The following is a 19,294-nucleotide window of genomic DNA, read 5'->3' on the forward strand; positions in this document are numbered from 1 at the left end:
CAAAGGTTAATGGCAACCCATACCCAGGCTCCGAGGAGAGAACATGACAGCTGAGTTACTGGTTAATATCACACCGGCTGAAACGCGGGTTGCCTATATTGATGGCGGTATTCTGCAAGAGATCCATATTGAGCGCGAAGCTAAGCGCGGTATCGTGGGTAATATCTACAAAGGGCGCGTCAGCCGGGTATTGCCCGGTATGCAGGCGGCTTTTGTCGATATTGGCCTGGATAAGGCAGCATTCTTGCATGCTTCCGATATCATGCCGCACACCGAGTGTGTCGCGGGTGATGAACAAAAGAATTTCAATGTACGTGATATTGCCGAATTGGTTCGCCAAGGGCAGGATCTGATGGTTCAGGTGGTGAAAGATCCGCTGGGTACTAAAGGGGCTCGGCTGACAACGGATATTACCTTGCCTTCACGTTATCTGGTTTTTATGCCCGGAGCCGCCCATGTGGGCGTTTCTCAGCGGATTGAAAGTGAGGCCGAACGTGAACGACTCAAGGCGGCGGTAGCGGGATATTGCGACGATTTAGGTGGTTTTATCATCCGCACTGCGGCTGAAGGCGTGGGTGAAGAGGAGTTGGCACAGGATGCGGCTTTTCTCAAGCGTCTGTGGACCAAGGTGATGGAGCGCAAAAAGCGTAACCAGACCAAGTGCAAACTGTATGGTGAGTTAGCGCTGGCACACCGCATTCTGCGTGATTTTGCCGGAGCGGCGCTGGATCGGATCCGTATCGATTCACGGCTGACCCATGATCAACTGGTGGAGTTCACCAGCGAGTATATTCCGGATATTAGCCACAAACTTGAACTATATGCCGGTAGCCAACCGATTTTCGATTTGTACGATGTGGAAAACGAAATTCAACGGGCGCTGGAACGTAAGGTTGAGTTGAAGTCCGGTGGTTATTTGATTATTGATCAAACGGAAGCGATGACCACCGTGGATATCAATACGGGGGCTTTTGTTGGTCACCGTAATCTTGATGAAACCATCTTTAATACCAATATTGAAGCCACTCAGGCGATTGCCAGGCAGTTACGGTTACGTAATCTGGGCGGCATTATCATTATCGACTTTATTGATATGAGTAATGAAGAGCATCGTCGCCGGGTATTGCATTCTCTAGAACAGGCATTGAGTAAAGATCGGGTAAAAACCACGATCAACGGTTTCTCTCAGCTAGGATTAGTAGAGATGACGCGTAAACGGACGCGTGAAAGCATCGAACATGTGCTGTGCAACGATTGCCCGACCTGTCATGGCCGAGGAACGGTGAAAACGGTAGAAACCGTCTGTTATGAGATCATGCGTGAAATTGTGCGCGTTCACCATGCTTACGATTCTGATCGTTTCCTGGTCTATGCGTCAGCCGCCGTGGGTGATGCATTAAAAGGTGAAGAGTCCCATGCTCTGGCGGAGGTCGAAATCTTTGTGGGTAAACAGGTTAAGGTGCAGATCGAACCGTTGTACAGCCAGGAACAGTTTGATGTTGTGATGATGTAGCGGGTTGGTTGTGCTGAAACACCTACCTGGTAGGGGCAGTAGACTGACTCGCTGGTGCAGAGAATTCACGTTGCCAGTCAACGGAAACAAGGAGAAGTGCGTGAGGCGACTGCCCGGGATCCTGTTAGCCACAGGCACCATTTTAATTGTTGTGGTGGCATTGCTGATCAGCGGGTTGCGTTTGGTGCTGCCTGAGCTGGACCGCTATCGCCCGCAATTGCTGGAAAAAGTGCAGGCCATCTCTGGGGTGCCGGTTGAAGCAGACTTTGTTCAAGGCAGTTGGGAAACTTTTGGGCCGACACTGGAAGTCCGCAATATCCACCTGACGCTACCGCAAAGTTCCCTGCAGATAGCCCGGGTGACGTTGGCGTTGGATGTGTGGCAGTCTTTGTTGCACTGGCGTTGGCGTTTCCGCGATCTGACTTTCTATCAGCTACAACTCGATCTGAACACCCAGCTCACCACTAGTGATGAGAACAGCAATGGGCTCCAGCCGGGCAGAGTCACCGATCTGTTTCTCTATCAGTTGGACCATTTTGTTCTGCGTGACAGCCGGATCTCGTTTCTGGCACCCTCCGGCTCGCCAGTTCAATTCCATATCCCGCAACTCACTTGGCTAAATAATCATAACCGCCACCGCGCAGAGGGGCAGCTTAGCCTGTCGACGCTCAATGGTCAGCATGGTGAGCTACAGCTGCGCCTGGACCTGCGTGATGAGGAAGGCTTACTCAATACCGGCACTATTTATCTGCAGGCCGATGATATTGACATGAAACCCTGGTTTAGTCGCTGGTTGAAAACGAACACCGGTCTGGAAAGTGCCAACTTCAGCCTTGCCGCTTGGTTACATCTCAAGTCGGGTCAAATTCGCAGTGGTGATGCTTTACTCAAGCAGGGGACCGCCAGTTGGTTGGCAGGCAGTGATCGCCACCATTTAGCGGTGGATAATCTGGCGTTGATGCTCAGTAACCAAGACAGTGGCTGGCAGTTGCATGTGCCGGAACTGAAGCTGAAAACTGATGGCCAGGCTTGGCCTCCGGGGGCTTTTACCGCCCTATGGCTGCCAGAACGTCGCCAACCCATCGGATCAAATCAGCAGGAAGAGCTGCGTATCCGAGCCAGCAATATTCAGTTGGAACGCCTTGAAGGGTTGCTTCCGGCTTTCTCATTCCTCAGCCCAACGTTGATGTCATACTGGCAACACCTGCAACCACAAGGCAAGTTACCGGCGTTGGCACTGGATATTCCGCTGCAGCAGCCAGAAAAAATCCGTTTTCAGGCCTGGTGGCAGGATCTGAATTGGCAGCCTTGGCAAGGTTTACCGGGGGGAGACCACTTTTCTGGTGAATTACAGGGGAGCACGGAACATGCCCGCCTGACCTTAGCGTTAAACAATAGCACACTACCCTATGGCGATATGTTTCGTGCGCCATTGTTGATAAGCCGTGCGCGGGGCTCATTAACTTGGCAGCACAGTGACCAGGGCTGGGAACTGGCGGGGCAGGGGTTGGATGTGCAAGCCAAATCGCTGTGGGCTAATGGTGATTTCAGTTACCAGCAACCGGTGAACGGGGAACCCTGGCTGGCGATTCTCGCGGGGATCCGTCTGTATGATGGCGCTGATGCCTGGCGCTATTTCCCCGAACCCTTGATGGGTAAACATCTGGTGGACTACCTGAGCGCAGCTATTCAAGGGGGGCAGGTAGACAATGCTTCACTGATCTATGCCGGTAATCCACAAAACTTTCCCTATAGGCAAAACGAGGGCCATTTCCAGGTATCTGTCCCGTTGCGCCATGCCACTTTCCAGTTTCAGCCGGGTTGGCCAGCGTTGCATGATCTGGCTATTGATCTTGATTTCTCCAACCAGGGTTTGTGGATGCAGGCTCCGAAGACGCTGTTGGGTAATGTCGTGGGTAGCAATATCTCTGCGGTGATCTCTGATTACCTGATGCAACGGCTAGTTATTGATGCCGAAGTCGCGGGTACAGGGCAGGCTATCCATGACTATTTCCTACAGACGCCATTGGATGATTCAGTTGGAGCTGCTCTGGATGAATTGCAGGTAGGGGGGAATGTCAGTGGGCGCTTACATCTTGATATTCCACTTAATGGTGAGCAGGTGATTGCTAAAGGTGAAGTGACGCTCAATAACAACGCGTTATTGATTAACCCCCTAGGCAGTCAGTTAGAACAAGTCAGTGGTAAATTCCGTTTCAATAACGGTAACCTGGAGAGTGATACCCTGGCTGCTAATTGGTTCGGGCAACCGCTGGCGGTCAACTTTACTACTGAGGACGGGGCTCACAACTATAAAGTTAACGTTGCTATGAAAGGTAACTGGCAACTGGCCAAGCTTGAGGGGCTATCCCCTGAGCTGGCTAAATCGCTCGCCGGCAATGCCGGTTGGCAAGGGAAGGTAGCGATTAATCTGCCTCACCAAACAGGTCAGCCCAGTTATAATATTGATGTTAATGCCGACCTGAAAAAAGTAAGTAGTCACTTACCTGCTCCACTGAGTAAAGCAGCCGGCGAAGCATTACCGGTTAGTGTTAATGTTAATGGTGGCCTGAACGGGTTTATGCTCAAAGGGAATGTTGGTAAGCAGAATCATTTTAATAGTGAGTGGTTACTGTCAAAACAACAGGTGAACTTGACGCGCGCAGTGTGGGACGACAATACGACGGTGACGCCCGCCTTACCCAAGGATAAATCGTTAGTCCTTAATTTGCCGACAGTGGATGGTGAACCATGGTTAGCGTTAATGGCTCCGGCAAAAAAACAGCGCAGTGGCTCAGACAACATGGGGAGTTTTAATTTCCCGGCCATGCTGATACTCAATACCAGCCAATTACAGTTGGGTGGACAACTGTGGCGTGATATCCACCTCGCGGTGGAACAGCAACTGGCGGGTGTGATGGTAGTTGCTAAAGGCAAAGAGCTGGATGGCCGCTTGTCGATACCGGACAATGGCCCATGGCGTGCGGATTTCGCTTATCTTTATTATAACCCGCAGTTTTCCAATGATAACAACGGTACTGGCCCGAGTAACCTATTTGCCACCTCTGAGAAGATCTCGTTCCGCGGGTTGCCCTCTTTGATATTGCGCTGTAAATCCTGCTGGTTTATGGGGCAGAACCTGGGGATGGTAGAAGCTGATATTAAGCATCTGGATGACAAATTAGTATTGGAGCATGGCGTGGTGGATACCGGCTATGGTCGGATGAACGTCACAGGTTTGTGGAAACAGAGTAGCCAGGAGGAGCGAACTGCGCTGAAAGGTAAACTACAGGGCAGTAAAATTGATCAGACCGTCGGTTTCTTTGGCATAACCATTCCATTGAAGAATGCGCCTTACAATATTGATTTTGATCTGAATTGGCGTGGGCAACCCTGGAAGCCGCAGTTCAATACATTAAACGGCATGCTGGACATTGACTTGGGTAAAGGCCAGAGTGATGTTATTGAGACGGGGCGGGCTGGGCAGTTATTGCGTCTGGTCAGCTTTGATGCTTTGTTACGCAAATTGCAGTTCGATTTTAGCGATATCTTTGGTAGCGGGTTTTACTTTGACTCAATACGCGGCACGGCCAGTGTGAAAAATGGCATAATGCATACGGATAACTTGTTGATTGATGGCCTGTCCGCTGATATTGGCATGAGTGGGCATATTGATCTGGTCAATCGGCAGATTGCCATGCAAGCAGTGATTGCCCCAGAAATTTCTGCGACAGTGGGCGTGGCGACGGCCTTTGTGATTAACCCGATTGTTGGGGTCGCGGTATTTGCTGCTTCGAAAGTGTTGGGCCCCTTGTGGAGCAAGATTTCGTTTATTCGTTATGACATTACCGGTAGCCTCGATCAACCCAATATTAATGAGGTGTTACGGAAGCCAAGGGAGGAGAAGGCACAATGAAAAATACCAATGTTGCGTTGCTACAACTGTGTAGTGGTGAACAGGTACGAGATAACCTGGCCCAGATAGAGCAGCAGATTAAGCAACTCGGTACTGGGGTTAAACTGGTTATGACACCAGAGAATGCCTTACTGTTTGCCAACACCGCTGCTTATCGTGAGCATGCAGAACAGCAAGGGGATGGACCATTGCAGCAGGCCGTGCGTGAAATGGCCCGCCGTTATCGGGTGTGGTTGTTGGTAGGGTCGATGCCGCTAATTAGCCGCGAAGACCCACAGCGTATTACCTCCAGTAGCTTACTGTTTGATGATCAAGGTGAAATCCGTGGTCGTTACGATAAAATGCACATGTTTGATGTGGATATTAACGATGTGCATGCACATTACCGTGAATCTGACGCCTATCAGCATGGTCACCAATTGACGGTGGTTGACACCCCGGTGGGCCGTTTGGGCATGACAATCTGCTATGATCTCCGTTTCCCCGGTCTGTTTCAGGCATTGCGGGCACAAGGGGCTGAGTTAATCTCGGTGCCTGCGGCATTTACCCGTGTGACTGGTGAGGCGCATTGGGAGATCTTACTGCGTGCTCGTGCTATCGAGAACCAGTGTGTGATCCTGGCACCAGCTCAGGTTGGCCGCCACGGTACCACGCGCCGTACCTGGGGACATACCATGGCAGTCGATGGTTGGGGCAATGTGTTGGCAGAAAACGCCGATGGGGTCTGTGCGCTGAAGGTGCGTGTGGATCGCAGTAAGTTACAAACAATACGCAGCCAGATGCCCGTAATGCAACACAATAGATTCCAGCCAACGCTGATTGCACCGGCTGAATCCCTTTCCGCCAATAAAGAGTGAAAAAACTATGAGCCTGACGTTTGTCAGTGAGCAGTTACTCGCTGTGAATAAGCTGAGTCATCAAGACCTTTTCTCCGCATTGGGGCAACTGGCTGAACGCCGCCTTGATTACGCCGACCTCTATTTCCAATCCAGCTATCATGAAGCTTGGGGAATTGAAGATGGCATTATCAAAGAGGGCTCATACCATATAGATCAAGGTGTTGGTGTGCGTGCGGTGAGCGGTGAAAAGACCGGTTTTGCCTATGCCGACCAGCTAACGTTGAATGCGTTGAACCAAAGTGTTCAGGCGGCACGCAGCATTGTGCGTGACGGTGGCAACGGCAAAGTGCATACCCTGGGTGAAATCAGCCATCAGGCGCTGTATCCACTGCTTGATCCGCTACAAAGCCTGCCGCGTGAAGAGAAAATTGCCCTGCTGCATCGGGTGGATAAAGTGGCACGCGCGCAAGATAAACGGGTGCAGGAAGTTACGGCCAGTATTACGGGTGTTTATGAACAAGTGCTGGTGGCAGCAACCGATGGCACTTTGGCTGCGGACGTTCGGCCATTGGTGCGCTTTTCCGTTAGTGTGCTGGTGGAAGAGGATGGCAAGCGCGAACGTGGCTCCAGTGGCGGCGGTGGTCGTTTTGGTTATGACTATTTTCTGCAAAGCGTTGAGGGTGAAATCCGTGTTGACGCTTATGCCAAAGAAGCGGTGCGTATGGCCTTGCTCAACCTCTCCGCCGTGGCCGCGCCTGCTGGTACCATGCCGGTGGTCTTGGGGGCAGGTTGGCCTGGCGTGCTGTTGCATGAAGCTGTCGGGCATGGTTTGGAAGGTGATTTCAACCGCCGTGGTACTTCGGTATTCAGTGGGCAGATGGGCAAGCAGGTGGCTTCTGAACTCTGTACCGTGGTGGATGACGGCACGATTCAGGGGCGTCGAGGGTCGTTGTCTATTGATGATGAAGGGGTGCCAGGTCAGTACAATGTGTTGATCGAAAACGGTATTCTTAAAGGTTATATGCAGGACAAACTCAATGCGCGTTTGATGGGGGTGGCCCCTACTGGTAATGGTCGCCGTGAGTCTTATGCCCATTTACCGATGCCGCGCATGACCAATACTTATCTGTTGGCGGGGAAATCTACACCGGAAGAGATTATCGCCAGCGTCGATTATGGCTTATATGCGCCAAACTTTGGTGGAGGTCAGGTGGATATTACCTCTGGCAAGTTTGTGTTCTCCACGTCAGAGGCTTATTTGATCGAAAAGGGTCGCATTACCACCCCGGTGAAAGGGGCTACGCTGATTGGTGCGGGTATTGAGGCGATGCAACAGATTTCGATGGTAGGTAACGATTTGGCGCTGGATCAAGGCGTGGGTGTTTGCGGTAAAGAGGGGCAAAGTATACCGGTTGGCGTTGGGCAACCGACGTTGAAGCTTGATTCTTTAACCGTTGGTGGCACTGCGTAATAATCACCGGGCCTCGACACGACATGTCGAGGCCCGATGCAAGTACCGTTCAAAAACGTATTACCGCTTTGCCCGGCAATTTATCGTTATAGCGGGTTAATCTTCCAAATTTAGCACGGCTTTTCTCTTCAGAACCACCCGCAGCACAAAGTAGTAGACGATGCCCAAGCCCAGCCATTTCAGACCGAGGATTTTCGCTTCCATATCCATTTCATACAGCACAAAGCCGATGATGAGCAGACCAACGAACGGGAACAACAGGTGCTTCACCCACGCAGTGGATTTCTGACGGATAATGTAGTGGTTAATCACTGATAGGTGCAGCAGCATAAAGCCCATCAAAGCCCCGAAGTTAACCAGACGACTCAGGTTATCGATCCTGCCATCAAAATAGATCCCGGAAGCGAGAGAGATCACCGCAACCAGCAGCGTACTGACATAAGGGGTTTTAAACCGGGGGTGTACTTTTGCCAGGATCTGCGGCAATTGACGGTCACGTCCCATGGCAAATAGAATGCGTGAGATCGCCGCCTGTGCCACTAACGCATTGGCGATCCCCCAAGAGATTGCTGTTGCCCAGATAGTGGCCTGTTTTAGCCAGGTTCCCCCCGCCAGATTGGCGGTGTCATAGAACGCGGTATCCAGATTGGTGAAGCTTTTACCTGCAGCCAAGTCTGCCGCGATCCAGGTTTGCAGGATAAATAGTGTCCCTACCAGCAGCAAGGCATACAGGGAGGCTTTGCCTACAGCATCGGCGCCACCTTTACTCTCTTCAGATAATGTCGAAATACCATCAAAACCTAGGAAGGAGAGCACCGCAATGGAGACCGCTCCCATAACCAGCGGCAGGCTGAATTTTTCGGCATTATAGAGTGGGTTTAGCGTCAGCCCACCCGCCCCTTCGCCGGAATAGAGTGCAATCAGCCCCATCACCACAAAGATGGTCAGGATCACAATCTCAGCGACCAAAATGTAGCGGTTAGCCCGGGCAGTGAATTTAATCCCTACCAGGTTGACGGCACTGTTGATGACGATAAAGCTCACTATCCATAACCAGGACGGAACATCAGGCAGAATCGGCCTCAGAGCCGCCGCGCTGACGATATACAGTAGTGAAGGGACCAGAATGTAATCCAGCAGGATTAGCCAACCGGCAAAGAAACCGGCGGTTTCATGAATACCACGCTGCGCATAAGCATAAACCGAACCGGAAACCGGAAAGGCAAGGGACATTGACCAGTAGCTCATCGCGGTGAAGAACATCGCGACCATACCGATCAGATAAGCCAGTGCCACCATTCCGTTTGAGCCATCCCACACATAGCCGAAGACGCCAAAGGGGGCGATGGGCACCATAAAGATCATGCCGTAAATCACCAGATCTTTAAGTGTCAGGGTACGGTGCAATTCCTGTTTATAGCCAAATTGTTCTACAGACATGCTTCGGACTCCTAGTCCAGGCTGATGTTTAACTGGGTTGCCACGCTACGTGGTAGCGCGAAGCGGCAAGTTTTCAGTGGATCAACCACCTGACAGATTTGCAGGTCGCCAGTGATACTCAGCACATTGATGGCATCGGCGAGGGAAAGCTGACTGTGATCGGCGACAAAGTGTGCCATATTGTGTGTCGCCAATTTGGCCGCGTCATCCAGAGTTTTCGCCGAGGCCACGGTATAGAGTGCTTCTTGGGTACTGATCATTGGGGTGGGCAGGGCGCACTCTTTTACTACGGTCAAATTCACCACGACTTCACCTGGGATCTCCAGCCCACAGACTGACACTTCGCCATCGCCCATGGCGGCATGCAAATCACCAAGGGCAAACAGGGCACCAGGAACGTTCACCGGTAGCCAAAGTGTGCAGCCTTCAGTGATAATTTTGCAGTCCATATTACCGCCATGAGCATCAGGTGTTCCGCAAGGTACGGCTTCCCCTGCTGGGGCAACACCAATTACGCCAATCATCGGTTTTAATGGCCAGCGCACACCGCCTGGCAGTAGTGCGTATCCCTCTTCCAAGGGGATGGTACGAATTTGCGGTTGCTGGAGTTGATCGCCAATCACTCCCAGACCGGGAGCCGTGACCATCACCGCCTGGTTGCTGCGTGGGGTAATACGTTTGATTTCGACCCGCAATATATCGCCAGGCTCGGCATCTTGTACGTAAACTGGGCCAGTGGCTGGGTTGATTCGGCTCCAATCTAATTCGGTAAACGTGGCCTGCTCAGAAGCAATCTGATCTTCAAAGCAGTCACAGGTTTCAAAACAAACGTCACTGCCGCTGGCGATACTGATGACAGGGGCATTATCACGTGACATGGCGTAAACCACATGCGTGCGTGGGATCTTCTCCATGGTGATTCCTATTATTGTATTGATATTGTGTTGGTGGCATGAATCTCAATGTGTCGTTTCAACGCCACTTTCCTTGCCGGAACGGATTAATAAATCATATCCGTTGGGATGGAAGCAAGAGGCACTAACCGGGGCCAGATCGGGGTCAGAATCGCCATCTCAACTTAATTGGTGGGATATGCTTTAAATGTTTATCTCGACGAATTTTTAGCTCGAGTTAAGCTATTTTTATCGCATAACCGTTTGGCGAGTGGATGAAAATAGCCTAAAGTTTCTAATAGAGAATCAGAGCCATTTGAAGGTAAAGGGGGGCTCATCGCGATGAGATAAAAAGAAAGGTGACAGATTTAATCCTCAGATGGATTCAAGTGGGATATCCGCTGCAGCATGCATCAACCTGAGGATACAAGGTGTCAGGTGTGTTAGAAAGTGGCATGATTGATGGCGATATCTGTTGGTGCTGCCTGCCGTCAATGGCAGAGCAAATGTTACTGGGCTGTCATCCTTAATTCATTATTTTTTGCTATTAATCAGGGAATGTATGAGTAAACGTACGCTAATAGCGATGCTTATTGCTGCTGTCGCCGGTTTCAGTGTGCTATATGAGAATGAAGGGCGTGTTATCGCTCCTGTTTCTGCCCCGGCAGCAGCGGCAGAGAGCATCGATAAGCTGACAGAGCAGAAACGCGTGGTTAGCTATTTGCAGCAGCATCGGCGGCTGCCGGACTACTACATCACGAAAAAGCAGGCACGGGAGCAAGGCTGGAATTCCCGCAAAGGCGATCTCTGTTCTGTATTACCGGGTAAGGCTATTGGCGGTGACTATTTTTCAAATCGTGAACGGCAGTTACCTACTACCAACAAACGAGTATGGTACGAAGCGGATATTAACTATCAATGTGGTCACCGCGGGAGTGATCGGTTGTTGTATTCCAGTGATGGCTTGATTTTTGCCACCAATGACCATTATAAAAACTTCGTTCGAGTGGAGTGAGCCAATGGGGAAAGTAGAGTTTGATTTTAACCAGATACCAGACTTGCCAACATTCTATCGCCGCTTTGCCGAACAATTCGGCTTGGGTAAAAATGGCGAATTTGGTGCTAATCTTGATGCGTTATGGGATGAGGTGACTGGCGGTATTAATCTGCCGGTGGAGATTGAATTTCTCAATCTTAATGCTCGCCGCACACGCCGTTTTGGCGCCATTATTCTGTTACTTGAGGAAGCGGAGGAAGAGCTGGAGGGTAAACTGCGGTTCAATATGCGAGAGGTCAGCAATACGCTAACCCATCACCAGGGATGAGCATCATTCATTCCTGGTGAGGCGGTGGGTGAGTTATTGTTGCGCTTCAGCCAGATCGCGCAGGTATTGAAAGATTTGGCGGAATGATTTCGGCGGCTTGTTAGCAGCCTTCTCTTTTTGCGCATTACGCACCAGTGCACGTAATTGTTGACGATCGGCTTCTGGATATAACTCCAACACCGAGGGGATGGCATCGTCACCCTCTTCCACCAGACGATCCCTCAGCGTTTCCAACTTGTGGAACAGCGAAACCTGCTGGTTATGGCGGTTCTTCAATTTATCGAGGGCGGTTTTAATCGGTTCGACATCACGCGCACGTAGCATTTTACCGATCAGTTGAAGCTGGCGGCGTCGACCTTCTCTGGTGATCTTTTGTGCCAATTCTATGGCTGCGCGCAGATCTTCATCCAGCGGGATACGCTCCAGCGCATTTTTACCCAACTCGACCAGTTCGCTTCCCAAGTCTTTTAGTGTTTCAGCGTCACGTTTTATTTCGCTTTTACTGACCCAGATAATCTCGTCTTCGTCCTGGTTTTCGTTCTGCGGGACATCGTCGAGCCAGTCTTTAGGCAGTTTGTTCATGGCAGGCTCCGTTAAAAAGAGGCTAATCCTAACAGGTTGTCGGCTTTATGCGAAATTTCGTGCGGTTCCTGTTAGACTCAAACTCATCTATTCGAGTTCATTTCAGACTGCAATCTGGCATCATTTGAGCTTCCAATCTGGCATCATTTGAGCATAAATGTGCAGCCTGAAATAATTTTAGCGTGCTATTGGGTGTAAGATTATGCCGCTACGGCACTTTTTCCAACGATTCTCTGATCAATGATGGCCGACTGATGAAAGTAGTCACTCAAGTTGCAGAACAGCGCAAGGCGCTGGAACAAGCGGTTTCACAGGCTCTGGAGTTGGCGCGTGCCGGTTCCGATGGAGCAGAAGTTGCCGTGACCAAAACCACCGGTATTAGCATCAGCACCCGTTTTGGTGAGGTGGAAAACATTGAATTCAACAGCGATGGCGCATTAGGTATCACGGTTTATTGTCAAAACCGTAAAGGCAGTGCCTCGTCTACCGATCTCAGCCCAGACGCTATTTCCCGCACAGTCCAGGCGGCGTTGGACATCGCGCGTTATACCTCGTCAGATCCTAACGCAGGTCCGGCAGATAAAGAGTTACTGGCGTTTGATGCCCCTGATCTCGATCTTTTTCACCCCGCAGAACTGGATGCTGACCGAGGTATTGAACTGGCGGCTCGTGCCGAACAGGCTTCGTTGGCCGCCGACAAGCGGATTACCAATACCGAGGGCGGGAGTTTCAACAGCCATTACGGGATCAAGGTGTTCGGTAACAGTCATGGCATGTTGCAAGGTTACTGCTCTAGCCGCCATTCGCTCTCCAGTAGTGTGATTGCCGAGCAAGAAGGTGATATGGAGCGTGATTACGCTTATACCATTGGCCGCGCAATAGAAGATATGGCGAGCCCCGAGTGGGTGGGGCAGGAGTGCGCACGTCGTACATTAGCCCGTCTTGCACCTCGTAAGCTGGCGACCATGAAAGCGCCAGTATTGTTCGCTTCTGAAGTTGCAACCGGTCTGTTTGGCCATTTGGTGGGTGCCATCAGTGGTAGTAGTGTTTACCGTAAGTCCACCTTCCTGCTTGATTCGCTGGGCCAACAGATCCTGCCTGCGTGGCTGACCATTGAAGAACACCCACATTTGCTGAAAGGGTTGGCTTCAACGCCTTTTGATAGCGAAGGTGTTCGCACTCAACGCCGTGATATTGTCAAAGAGGGCGTGTTGCAGACTTGGCTCCTGACTAGCTATGCGGCACGTAAGTTGGGGTTGCGTAGCACTGGTCATGCCGGAGGGATCCACAATTGGCGCATAGCCGGGCAAGGGGATGATTTTGCTGGCATGCTTAAGCAGCTAGGGACAGGGCTGGTGGTCACTGAGTTAATGGGGCAGGGGGTCAGCGGTATTACCGGCGATTATTCCCGTGGTGCTGCCGGTTTCTGGGTTGAAAACGGCGAGATCCAATATCCTGTCAGTGAGATCACCATTGCCGGTAATTTGAAGGATATGTTACGCAATATTGTGAGTATCGGTAGTGATATTGAAACGCGTAGCAATATTCAATGTGGTTCTGTTCTGTTGCCAGAAATGAAAATCGCCGGGCAGTGATGCCCAACGATAATAAAATGTACCGGCATCGGTAATAAACATTGCTAATAAACATCAGTAGTTGAGTTGTCGAGTATTTAGCATCATAGGGGCGCACCAGAGCGCCCCTATGGTGAAATCGTCGGTCAATTCAGTTCATTTTCCTTGAGGAAGCTCTTTCCTCCGAGTTGCTGCATTTGGTGCAAAATCCATTGTTGTCGCTGAATCACATAGCGAGAAGGGGCATTCACTTTAAAACGATGCGGGTTAGGCAACACCGCTGCCAGCAAGGCCGCCTCGGAAGAGGTTAGGCGTATCGCGGGCTTGTTGAAAAAGCGTTGTGCTGCCATTTCTACACCAAAAATTCCGTCACCGAATTCGGCGATATTCAGGTAAACGGTTAAGATACGGCGCTTGGCCCAGGCAAGTTCAATACCTGTTGTTAATCCAGCTTCCAGCCCCTTGCGTAGCCAACTACGGCCATCCCACAAGAACAGGTTCTTTGCTGTTTGTTGCGATAGTGTAGAGGCGCCACGGATAGACGTCTGGTTTTTTTCATTATGGCTGATCGCCTTTTCGATGGCATCAATATCGAATCCCCAGTGGTCAGGGAACTTTTGATCTTCAGAAGCCATCACGGCCAAGGCCATATTGGGTGAAATATCATTCAGTGCAACCCAGTCGGAATGGGCCACATAACGGAAATTACCACTGAGCCAGGCGCTGACTTGTCGTTCCACCATTACGGCGGAAAATGGTACAGGCAGAAAAGCAAACAGGATAATGCCTGCCAACCATAAGCCCATGAGGGTTATGGCACCACGTTTTGCCCAAGACCACAGGCGAGGCAATAGGGTTTTGCGTGAAAGTATTCTCATTTCGTTAAATTCAACACTCACTTGTCTCGATATCATCGACAGAGAAAATCACCTTTTCCCTACCCAGGTTATCCATCACGTTATCAAGAGAGGGAACGATTCCAATGGTCAGACGTGAATTTTGGGCAATAAAACAAAGGGAAAGCAGATAAGTTCTATTGTTTTACCTATCTTATGCATTGGTTGAGTAAGTTTGGCTAAATATTTATCAGCCAAATATTCAGCACCATCATTAGTAAAATCACTCAAATTCTTTACCCCAGTGCATCCACCAAGAGCGATTACCCCACCCAATTGATTAGCATCTGTTTGTGATAGGCGATAAATTTCTCTTCGGATAATCGATGTCGCCGCAAAAAAAACGTCACATTGCCCGGGTATTTTATCGCTGGATAACTGTTTAATTATAGGTTGTTGCTCTCTTTTTTGTATAAAAAGCAACCACTGGTATACCAATATCATCTTATGCGATTAACGTAAGGAACACTTTATGGATCTGGGCACTATCATCAATAGCTAACCACTTAGCACGATACTCACTCGCTTGATTGCGGCTCTCCCGGTTAGGATGACCTATCAAGGTGGACTTAGTGTTTACAAATAATAAGTACATCACATTTTTTAATGAATCTTCTAACGAGAACACTTACATTTGCTATGTTGTTCACTGTATGATGTGCATGAGTTATTTAAGACCTGTTCGACAGAACATGCAATACCAATGTACAGGTAGTCGATTTCCCTGGTGTTGGCGCAATACTTCGCGCACCCCGGCTTCGGTCGGGGTCATTTTTTTTCAGCACTCTCCACCCAGGCACGTAACATCGCTACGTCATTGCGCCATTCTTGTTTCAACTCATCGACCCAATCCTGCACGTTATCCCACCAAGCTGGTAAGGTTGGCGTCTGGATCTGCTGTGCCAATTGCTGCAAATGTTTAAGTCCTATCGAACCGGCGGCACCTTTGATTTTATGCCCCTCTTCAGCGATCCCTTTTTGGTCGCGTGCGGTCATATTGGAATCCAGCAGCGCCAGATAACCTGGCATCATCTGTTCAAACATGGCCAGGCTTTGATGAATCAACTGAGGCCCAACCAGCTCTATGTATTGCTCCAACATAGTGGTATCCAGAAACGACTCATTAATCTGCATCGGTTCTTGCTCCGTTTTCTTTAGGGTATGTAGCGGTTGATGATCCCAATAATGTTTAATCATCGCGGTTAGGGCGGGTACTGATAACGGTTTGCTCAGCACATCGTCTATACCTGCAGCAAGATACTCTTTTTTGTCTTTCAATACGTTAGCTGTCAAGGCAATCAATGGGGGCAGGGTGCGGTGAGCATAACGCTCGCGTAATATGCGTGCGATATCCAGTCCAGTCATATCCGGCAATTGTATATCCAGCAATACCAGATCAAATTCATCAGGGTCAAACATCGCCAGCGCATCATGACCATTCATCGCGACTTCTACGCTGTTTCCCAGTTTTTCTAACACCGAGCAGGCAACGGTGACGTTCAGCTCAATATCTTCCACCAACAGGATATGCAGTGCTGGCAGTGGTAGCTCTTCCTCAACCTCTATCTGGTCCTCTGTCGGTTCCATGGCTGGAGAGACGATGGTCAAGGTAAAGCAGGAACCCTGCCCCGGTGCGCTTTTTACCGTAATATCCCCGCCCATACTCTGTGCCAGCCGTTTAGAAACCGCCAGACCGATACCGGTTCCCGTCGCTGGGTGGCCACCATGCTGGTCTTTGACCTGGTAGTACATGGCGAAAATTTTCTCTTGTTCTTCCAGCGGGATCCCCATGCCAGAGTCTTCCACTTCAAACACCAGCCGTTTTTGCTCCTCATACTTGATGCGTACCACGATTTGCCCCTGCTGCGTGAATTTCACCGCATTGCCGATCAGATTCCACAGGATCTGACGCAAGCGCGTGCCGTCAGCCATGACTTGGGCTGGTAGTGGCAGTTGCGGTTCCATCACCAATTGCAGCCCTTTGGGCTGGGCTAATAGGCCGGAAAGATTCTCCAGATCCGCTAGAAAACCGGTAAAATCGACGGGCTGATTATCAAGCTGTACTTTGTTGCGTTCGAGTTTATCCATCTCGATGACGTCATTGAAAATATTACCCAGGGTAATAGCGCTGACATGGATAGTTTTCAGGTATTTCAGTTGTTCGTCGTTCAATTCGGTATCGAGCAGAATGCGGCTTAATCCGACAATGCCGTTCAGCGGTGTACGCAGCTCATGGCTGATCGTGGATATGAAGGTGGTCTTTTCCCGGCTGGCGTTCTCTAAGGCGTCTTGGTAACGCTTGCGTTCGGTGATATCGCGGCCAAAGCCCATCAACCCGTGGCGTTTACCGACGCGGTCATAAAAGGGCACTTTACGTAGTTCAAAACAGGCTTTGCGCCCATCGGGATAGACCAGCCATTGTTCATAAGTCAGAGAGACATTGTGGTGGAAGACTTTTTCATCGGTTTCGATGATTTTTTCCGCGACCTCTTTGCTGTACACCTCAAAGGGGGTAAGACCAATCAATTGTTTTTCACTTTTGCCGGTTAACAGTTCCATTGCCCGGTTGCAGCCGGAGAACTGTCTATCTTCGTTACGGTAGTAAACCAAATCTGGTGAAGCATCGAGAAAGGAACGCAATAGAACGGACTGTTGTTCGAACTCCACCTGGGCAATTTCACGCTGTTCCATCTCTTTGGTCAGTTTATCCATCACCTGATGGCGTTCTGCTTCTGCCTTGATACGGTCAACAATTTCCTGATTGAGTTGGGTGATGTTCTCTGTCATCTGTTGATTCAGGGTGAGATCACGGTGGCGCATTTCTTCCAGTTTATCCACCAGCCGAGCCAAGCGTTGTCGCGACTCTTCCAGTTGTTCCACCACCACGGAAAGAAAATAGACTGCCAAAGGGGTGATGACTAAACCGAACAGGATAGAAGGGAGAATATCGTGCATTTCTACCCGACCACTCAACAGCATGGTGACCGCTATCTGTACCACCATGGCCAGAATCACCAGCGCGGAAGCCAGTAACAGCGAAAAGCGCACCAGCCCTAGTTTTACCATTAAATCAACATAATACTGCGCTAACATCCGGATTTGCTTCATGAGCTATTCCTAGCAGAGGTCAGTGGTTTTCAGTTGCAGTCAACAACGCGACATCATGATTGATGACAGATATAAATCATACCGCAAAATAGGGTGGAAATAAGCAACCTTACAATGAAGTGTGGGAGTGATTGCAAATTACTACCCGGCAGTCAGCCTAGGGATGATAGCGCTGCTCTGCACTCAGGGCTGACCCCTGCCCACCTTGGCTCAGGAGATAGCCCCCTACCGCCTGCATACCATTCCAGCGGTTTTCGCACCATAACGGGGCCAGTAAGGTGGGGCGGCGTGCACTGGCGGAAATACGGTGGTAAATAATCTCTTTAGGCGTATGGCGGATCATTTCACCGGCGCTGAAAGCATACTCTTCCAGGGCCAACTCGGGCAGACGCCCGGCCTGCCAGGCTCGTGCCATAATACTACCGGTGACAATATGTAGTGGGTGCAGCTTGATACCCTCAACCCCGCAGTCAATGACCGCTTGTAGTGTAGACAGGTGTTGCTGGTGTGTTTCCCCTGGTAGACCAACAATCAGGTGGCAGCAAACTTTCAGACCGCGTTGGCGTGCCAGGCGTGTGGTCTGCTGATAACTGGCGAAGTCGTGACCACGGTTGATGCGTTTGAGGGTCTTATCCTGTGCCGTTTGTAGCCCTAACTCCAGCCATACTTCAAAACCCTGTTCACGATAACTGGCCAGTAGATCAAGCGCCGCTGTGGGCACACAATCTGGCCGGGTACCGACACAGATACCGATGATATCTGCCTGCATCAGCGCTTGTTGATACATGTTGGCCAGCAGTGCGACTTCTGCATAGGTGCTGGTATAGGCCTGGAAATAGGCCAGATAGCATTTTGCCCGATTGACCTTTTTCGCCTGAATGGCTAACTGCGCGGCGATAGTTTGCTGTTGCATCTGTTCGTCGGCAAACGAGGCCACGTTGCAGAAAGTACAGCCTCCCCTTCCTAGCGTGCCATCACGATTCGGGCAGCTAAATCCACCATGCAGCGTGAGTTTATGGATCTTTTCACCGTAACGGCGTTGAAGATCGCTGCCAAACATATTGACTAACTGTGGCAACTGCATAATTCTGAGGTCTCTCTGTGTTTAAAGCGGGGGATGATGCCTGTCGTCATTTAAGTTGCAGAGAGGCGGGTAAGCCCGGTGTATTCTGCTTGTCATGTCAGTCCCCTAGGTATAACCAGAAACGGCTTTCCCTGCGATGACAGAGATCAACGCTTTTCTTTAAAGGCGGGGGATTACATAACTATTCATCATTAATGCAAATAAAGTCATTGCCGTGATAATGAAATTTGCTAATCCTCATCGTTGGGTTAAGTTATTTATGGCATAACAGTGAAAAATAGTTACAAATAATAATTACCATACCTTTATAAGAGTAATAATCTGAATATTACGCTTTAATCAGCATGCTTAAGAGATGTAATGGGAAAAACATAGTGATGTCGCTCACGTTTTTCACTCTGTACATCTGCATTTCCATTATGGTCAAAAATGCTAAAATATTTTATTTTTCAAATAAATAATTGCTATTTTTTGCATGAAAACCGCTGTGTAAGCAATATTTGACCTGAGTATTCTTTCTCGCTAAGTTGGGAGTCCGCTGGAAAGCTTTCTTGGCGGGCAAATATCTCGTCATAATTATGCATTAACTGAAGACCCCCTCTTAGAACAAGTCATCTACCACTTGTGAATCTTTTCACCAGAGGCCATTGATA

General features: G+C 49.9%; 14 protein-coding genes. 7 read left to right on the forward strand and 7 right to left on the reverse strand.

The annotated features are described in order from the left end of the window. Positions 1–43 precede the first annotated feature (43 nt). The 4 genes from rng to tldD all read left to right on the forward strand — a co-directional run bounded on the left by rng (position 44) and on the right by tldD (position 7,739). On the forward strand, positions 44–1,513 hold the full coding sequence (rng, locus tag ACX9GV_RS00445; RefSeq protein WP_023490117.1) for a ribonuclease G: 1,470 nt from the start codon (positions 44–46) through the stop codon (positions 1,511–1,513). 100 nt (positions 1,514–1,613) lie between these two features. Continuing rightward, on the forward strand, positions 1,614–5,429 hold the full coding sequence (gene yhdP, locus ACX9GV_RS00450) for an AsmA2 domain-containing protein YhdP (protein WP_473196671.1): 3,816 nt from the start codon (positions 1,614–1,616) through the stop codon (positions 5,427–5,429). Further along, positions 5,426–6,286: a deaminated glutathione amidase gene (gene nit1 / locus ACX9GV_RS00455; protein ID WP_473196672.1), complete on the forward strand. Its 861-nt coding sequence runs from the start codon at positions 5,426–5,428 to the stop codon at positions 6,284–6,286. Before yhdP ends, nit1 begins: the two co-directional genes overlap by 4 nt. A gap of 7 nt (positions 6,287–6,293) precedes the next feature. Then, entirely contained in the window at positions 6,294–7,739 is a 1,446-nt protein-coding gene (tldD, locus tag ACX9GV_RS00460; RefSeq protein ID WP_023490114.1) for a metalloprotease TldD, read from the forward strand. A 96-nt stretch (positions 7,740–7,835) separates the two neighbouring features. On the opposite strand, the gene ACX9GV_RS00465 is transcribed toward tldD, so the two are convergent. Continuing rightward, a complete protein-coding gene (locus ACX9GV_RS00465) occupies positions 7,836–9,179 on the reverse strand; it encodes an APC family permease (protein ID WP_023490113.1) in 1,344 nt (447 codons plus the stop codon). 11 nt (positions 9,180–9,190) lie between these two features. After that, complete coding sequence (locus tag ACX9GV_RS00470; protein WP_473196673.1) at positions 9,191–10,093, reverse strand: acetamidase/formamidase family protein; 903 nt, start codon at positions 10,091–10,093, stop codon at positions 9,191–9,193. Positions 10,094–10,634: 541 nt separating this feature from the next. On the opposite strand from ACX9GV_RS00470, the gene ACX9GV_RS00475 reads away from it, so the two are divergent. Both ACX9GV_RS00475 and ACX9GV_RS00480 read left to right on the forward strand, forming a co-directional pair. Continuing rightward, positions 10,635–11,087, forward strand: a complete 453-nt coding sequence (locus ACX9GV_RS00475) for a ribonuclease domain-containing protein (RefSeq protein ID WP_023490111.1) — start codon at positions 10,635–10,637, stop codon at positions 11,085–11,087. A 4-nt stretch (positions 11,088–11,091) separates the two neighbouring features. Continuing rightward, positions 11,092–11,397, forward strand: a complete 306-nt coding sequence (locus tag ACX9GV_RS00480; protein ID WP_023490110.1) for a barstar family protein — start codon at positions 11,092–11,094, stop codon at positions 11,395–11,397. Positions 11,398–11,430: 33 nt separating this feature from the next. On the opposite strand, the gene yjgA is transcribed toward ACX9GV_RS00480, so the two are convergent. Further along, complete coding sequence (gene yjgA / locus ACX9GV_RS00485; RefSeq protein ID WP_473196674.1) at positions 11,431–11,979, reverse strand: ribosome biogenesis factor YjgA; 549 nt, start codon at positions 11,977–11,979, stop codon at positions 11,431–11,433. A 254-nt stretch (positions 11,980–12,233) separates the two neighbouring features. Here yjgA and pmbA point away from each other — a divergent pair, with 254 nt between their 5' ends. Beyond that, on the forward strand, positions 12,234–13,574 hold the full coding sequence (gene pmbA / locus ACX9GV_RS00490; protein WP_473196675.1) for a metalloprotease PmbA: 1,341 nt from the start codon (positions 12,234–12,236) through the stop codon (positions 13,572–13,574). Between the two features lie 125 nt (positions 13,575–13,699). On the opposite strand, the gene mtgA is transcribed toward pmbA, so the two are convergent. From mtgA to mnmL, 4 genes are all read right to left on the reverse strand, one after another. After that, on the reverse strand, positions 13,700–14,431 hold the full coding sequence (mtgA, locus tag ACX9GV_RS00495) for a monofunctional biosynthetic peptidoglycan transglycosylase (RefSeq protein WP_037384254.1): 732 nt from the start codon (positions 14,429–14,431) through the stop codon (positions 13,700–13,702). A gap of 108 nt (positions 14,432–14,539) precedes the next feature. Then, complete coding sequence (locus ACX9GV_RS00500; RefSeq protein ID WP_473196676.1) at positions 14,540–14,887, reverse strand: hypothetical protein; 348 nt, start codon at positions 14,885–14,887, stop codon at positions 14,540–14,542. A gap of 330 nt (positions 14,888–15,217) precedes the next feature. Next, complete coding sequence (arcB, locus tag ACX9GV_RS00505) at positions 15,218–17,557, reverse strand: aerobic respiration two-component sensor histidine kinase ArcB (RefSeq protein WP_473196677.1); 2,340 nt, start codon at positions 17,555–17,557, stop codon at positions 15,218–15,220. Between the two features lie 157 nt (positions 17,558–17,714). After that, positions 17,715–18,641, reverse strand: coding sequence for a tRNA modification radical SAM protein MnmL/YtqA (gene mnmL, locus ACX9GV_RS00510; protein WP_473196678.1), 927 nt, complete (start codon positions 18,639–18,641; stop codon positions 17,715–17,717). Positions 18,642–19,294: the final 653 nt, after the last annotated feature.

This window comes from Serratia sp. 25CWL12 (genome assembly GCF_055790885.1).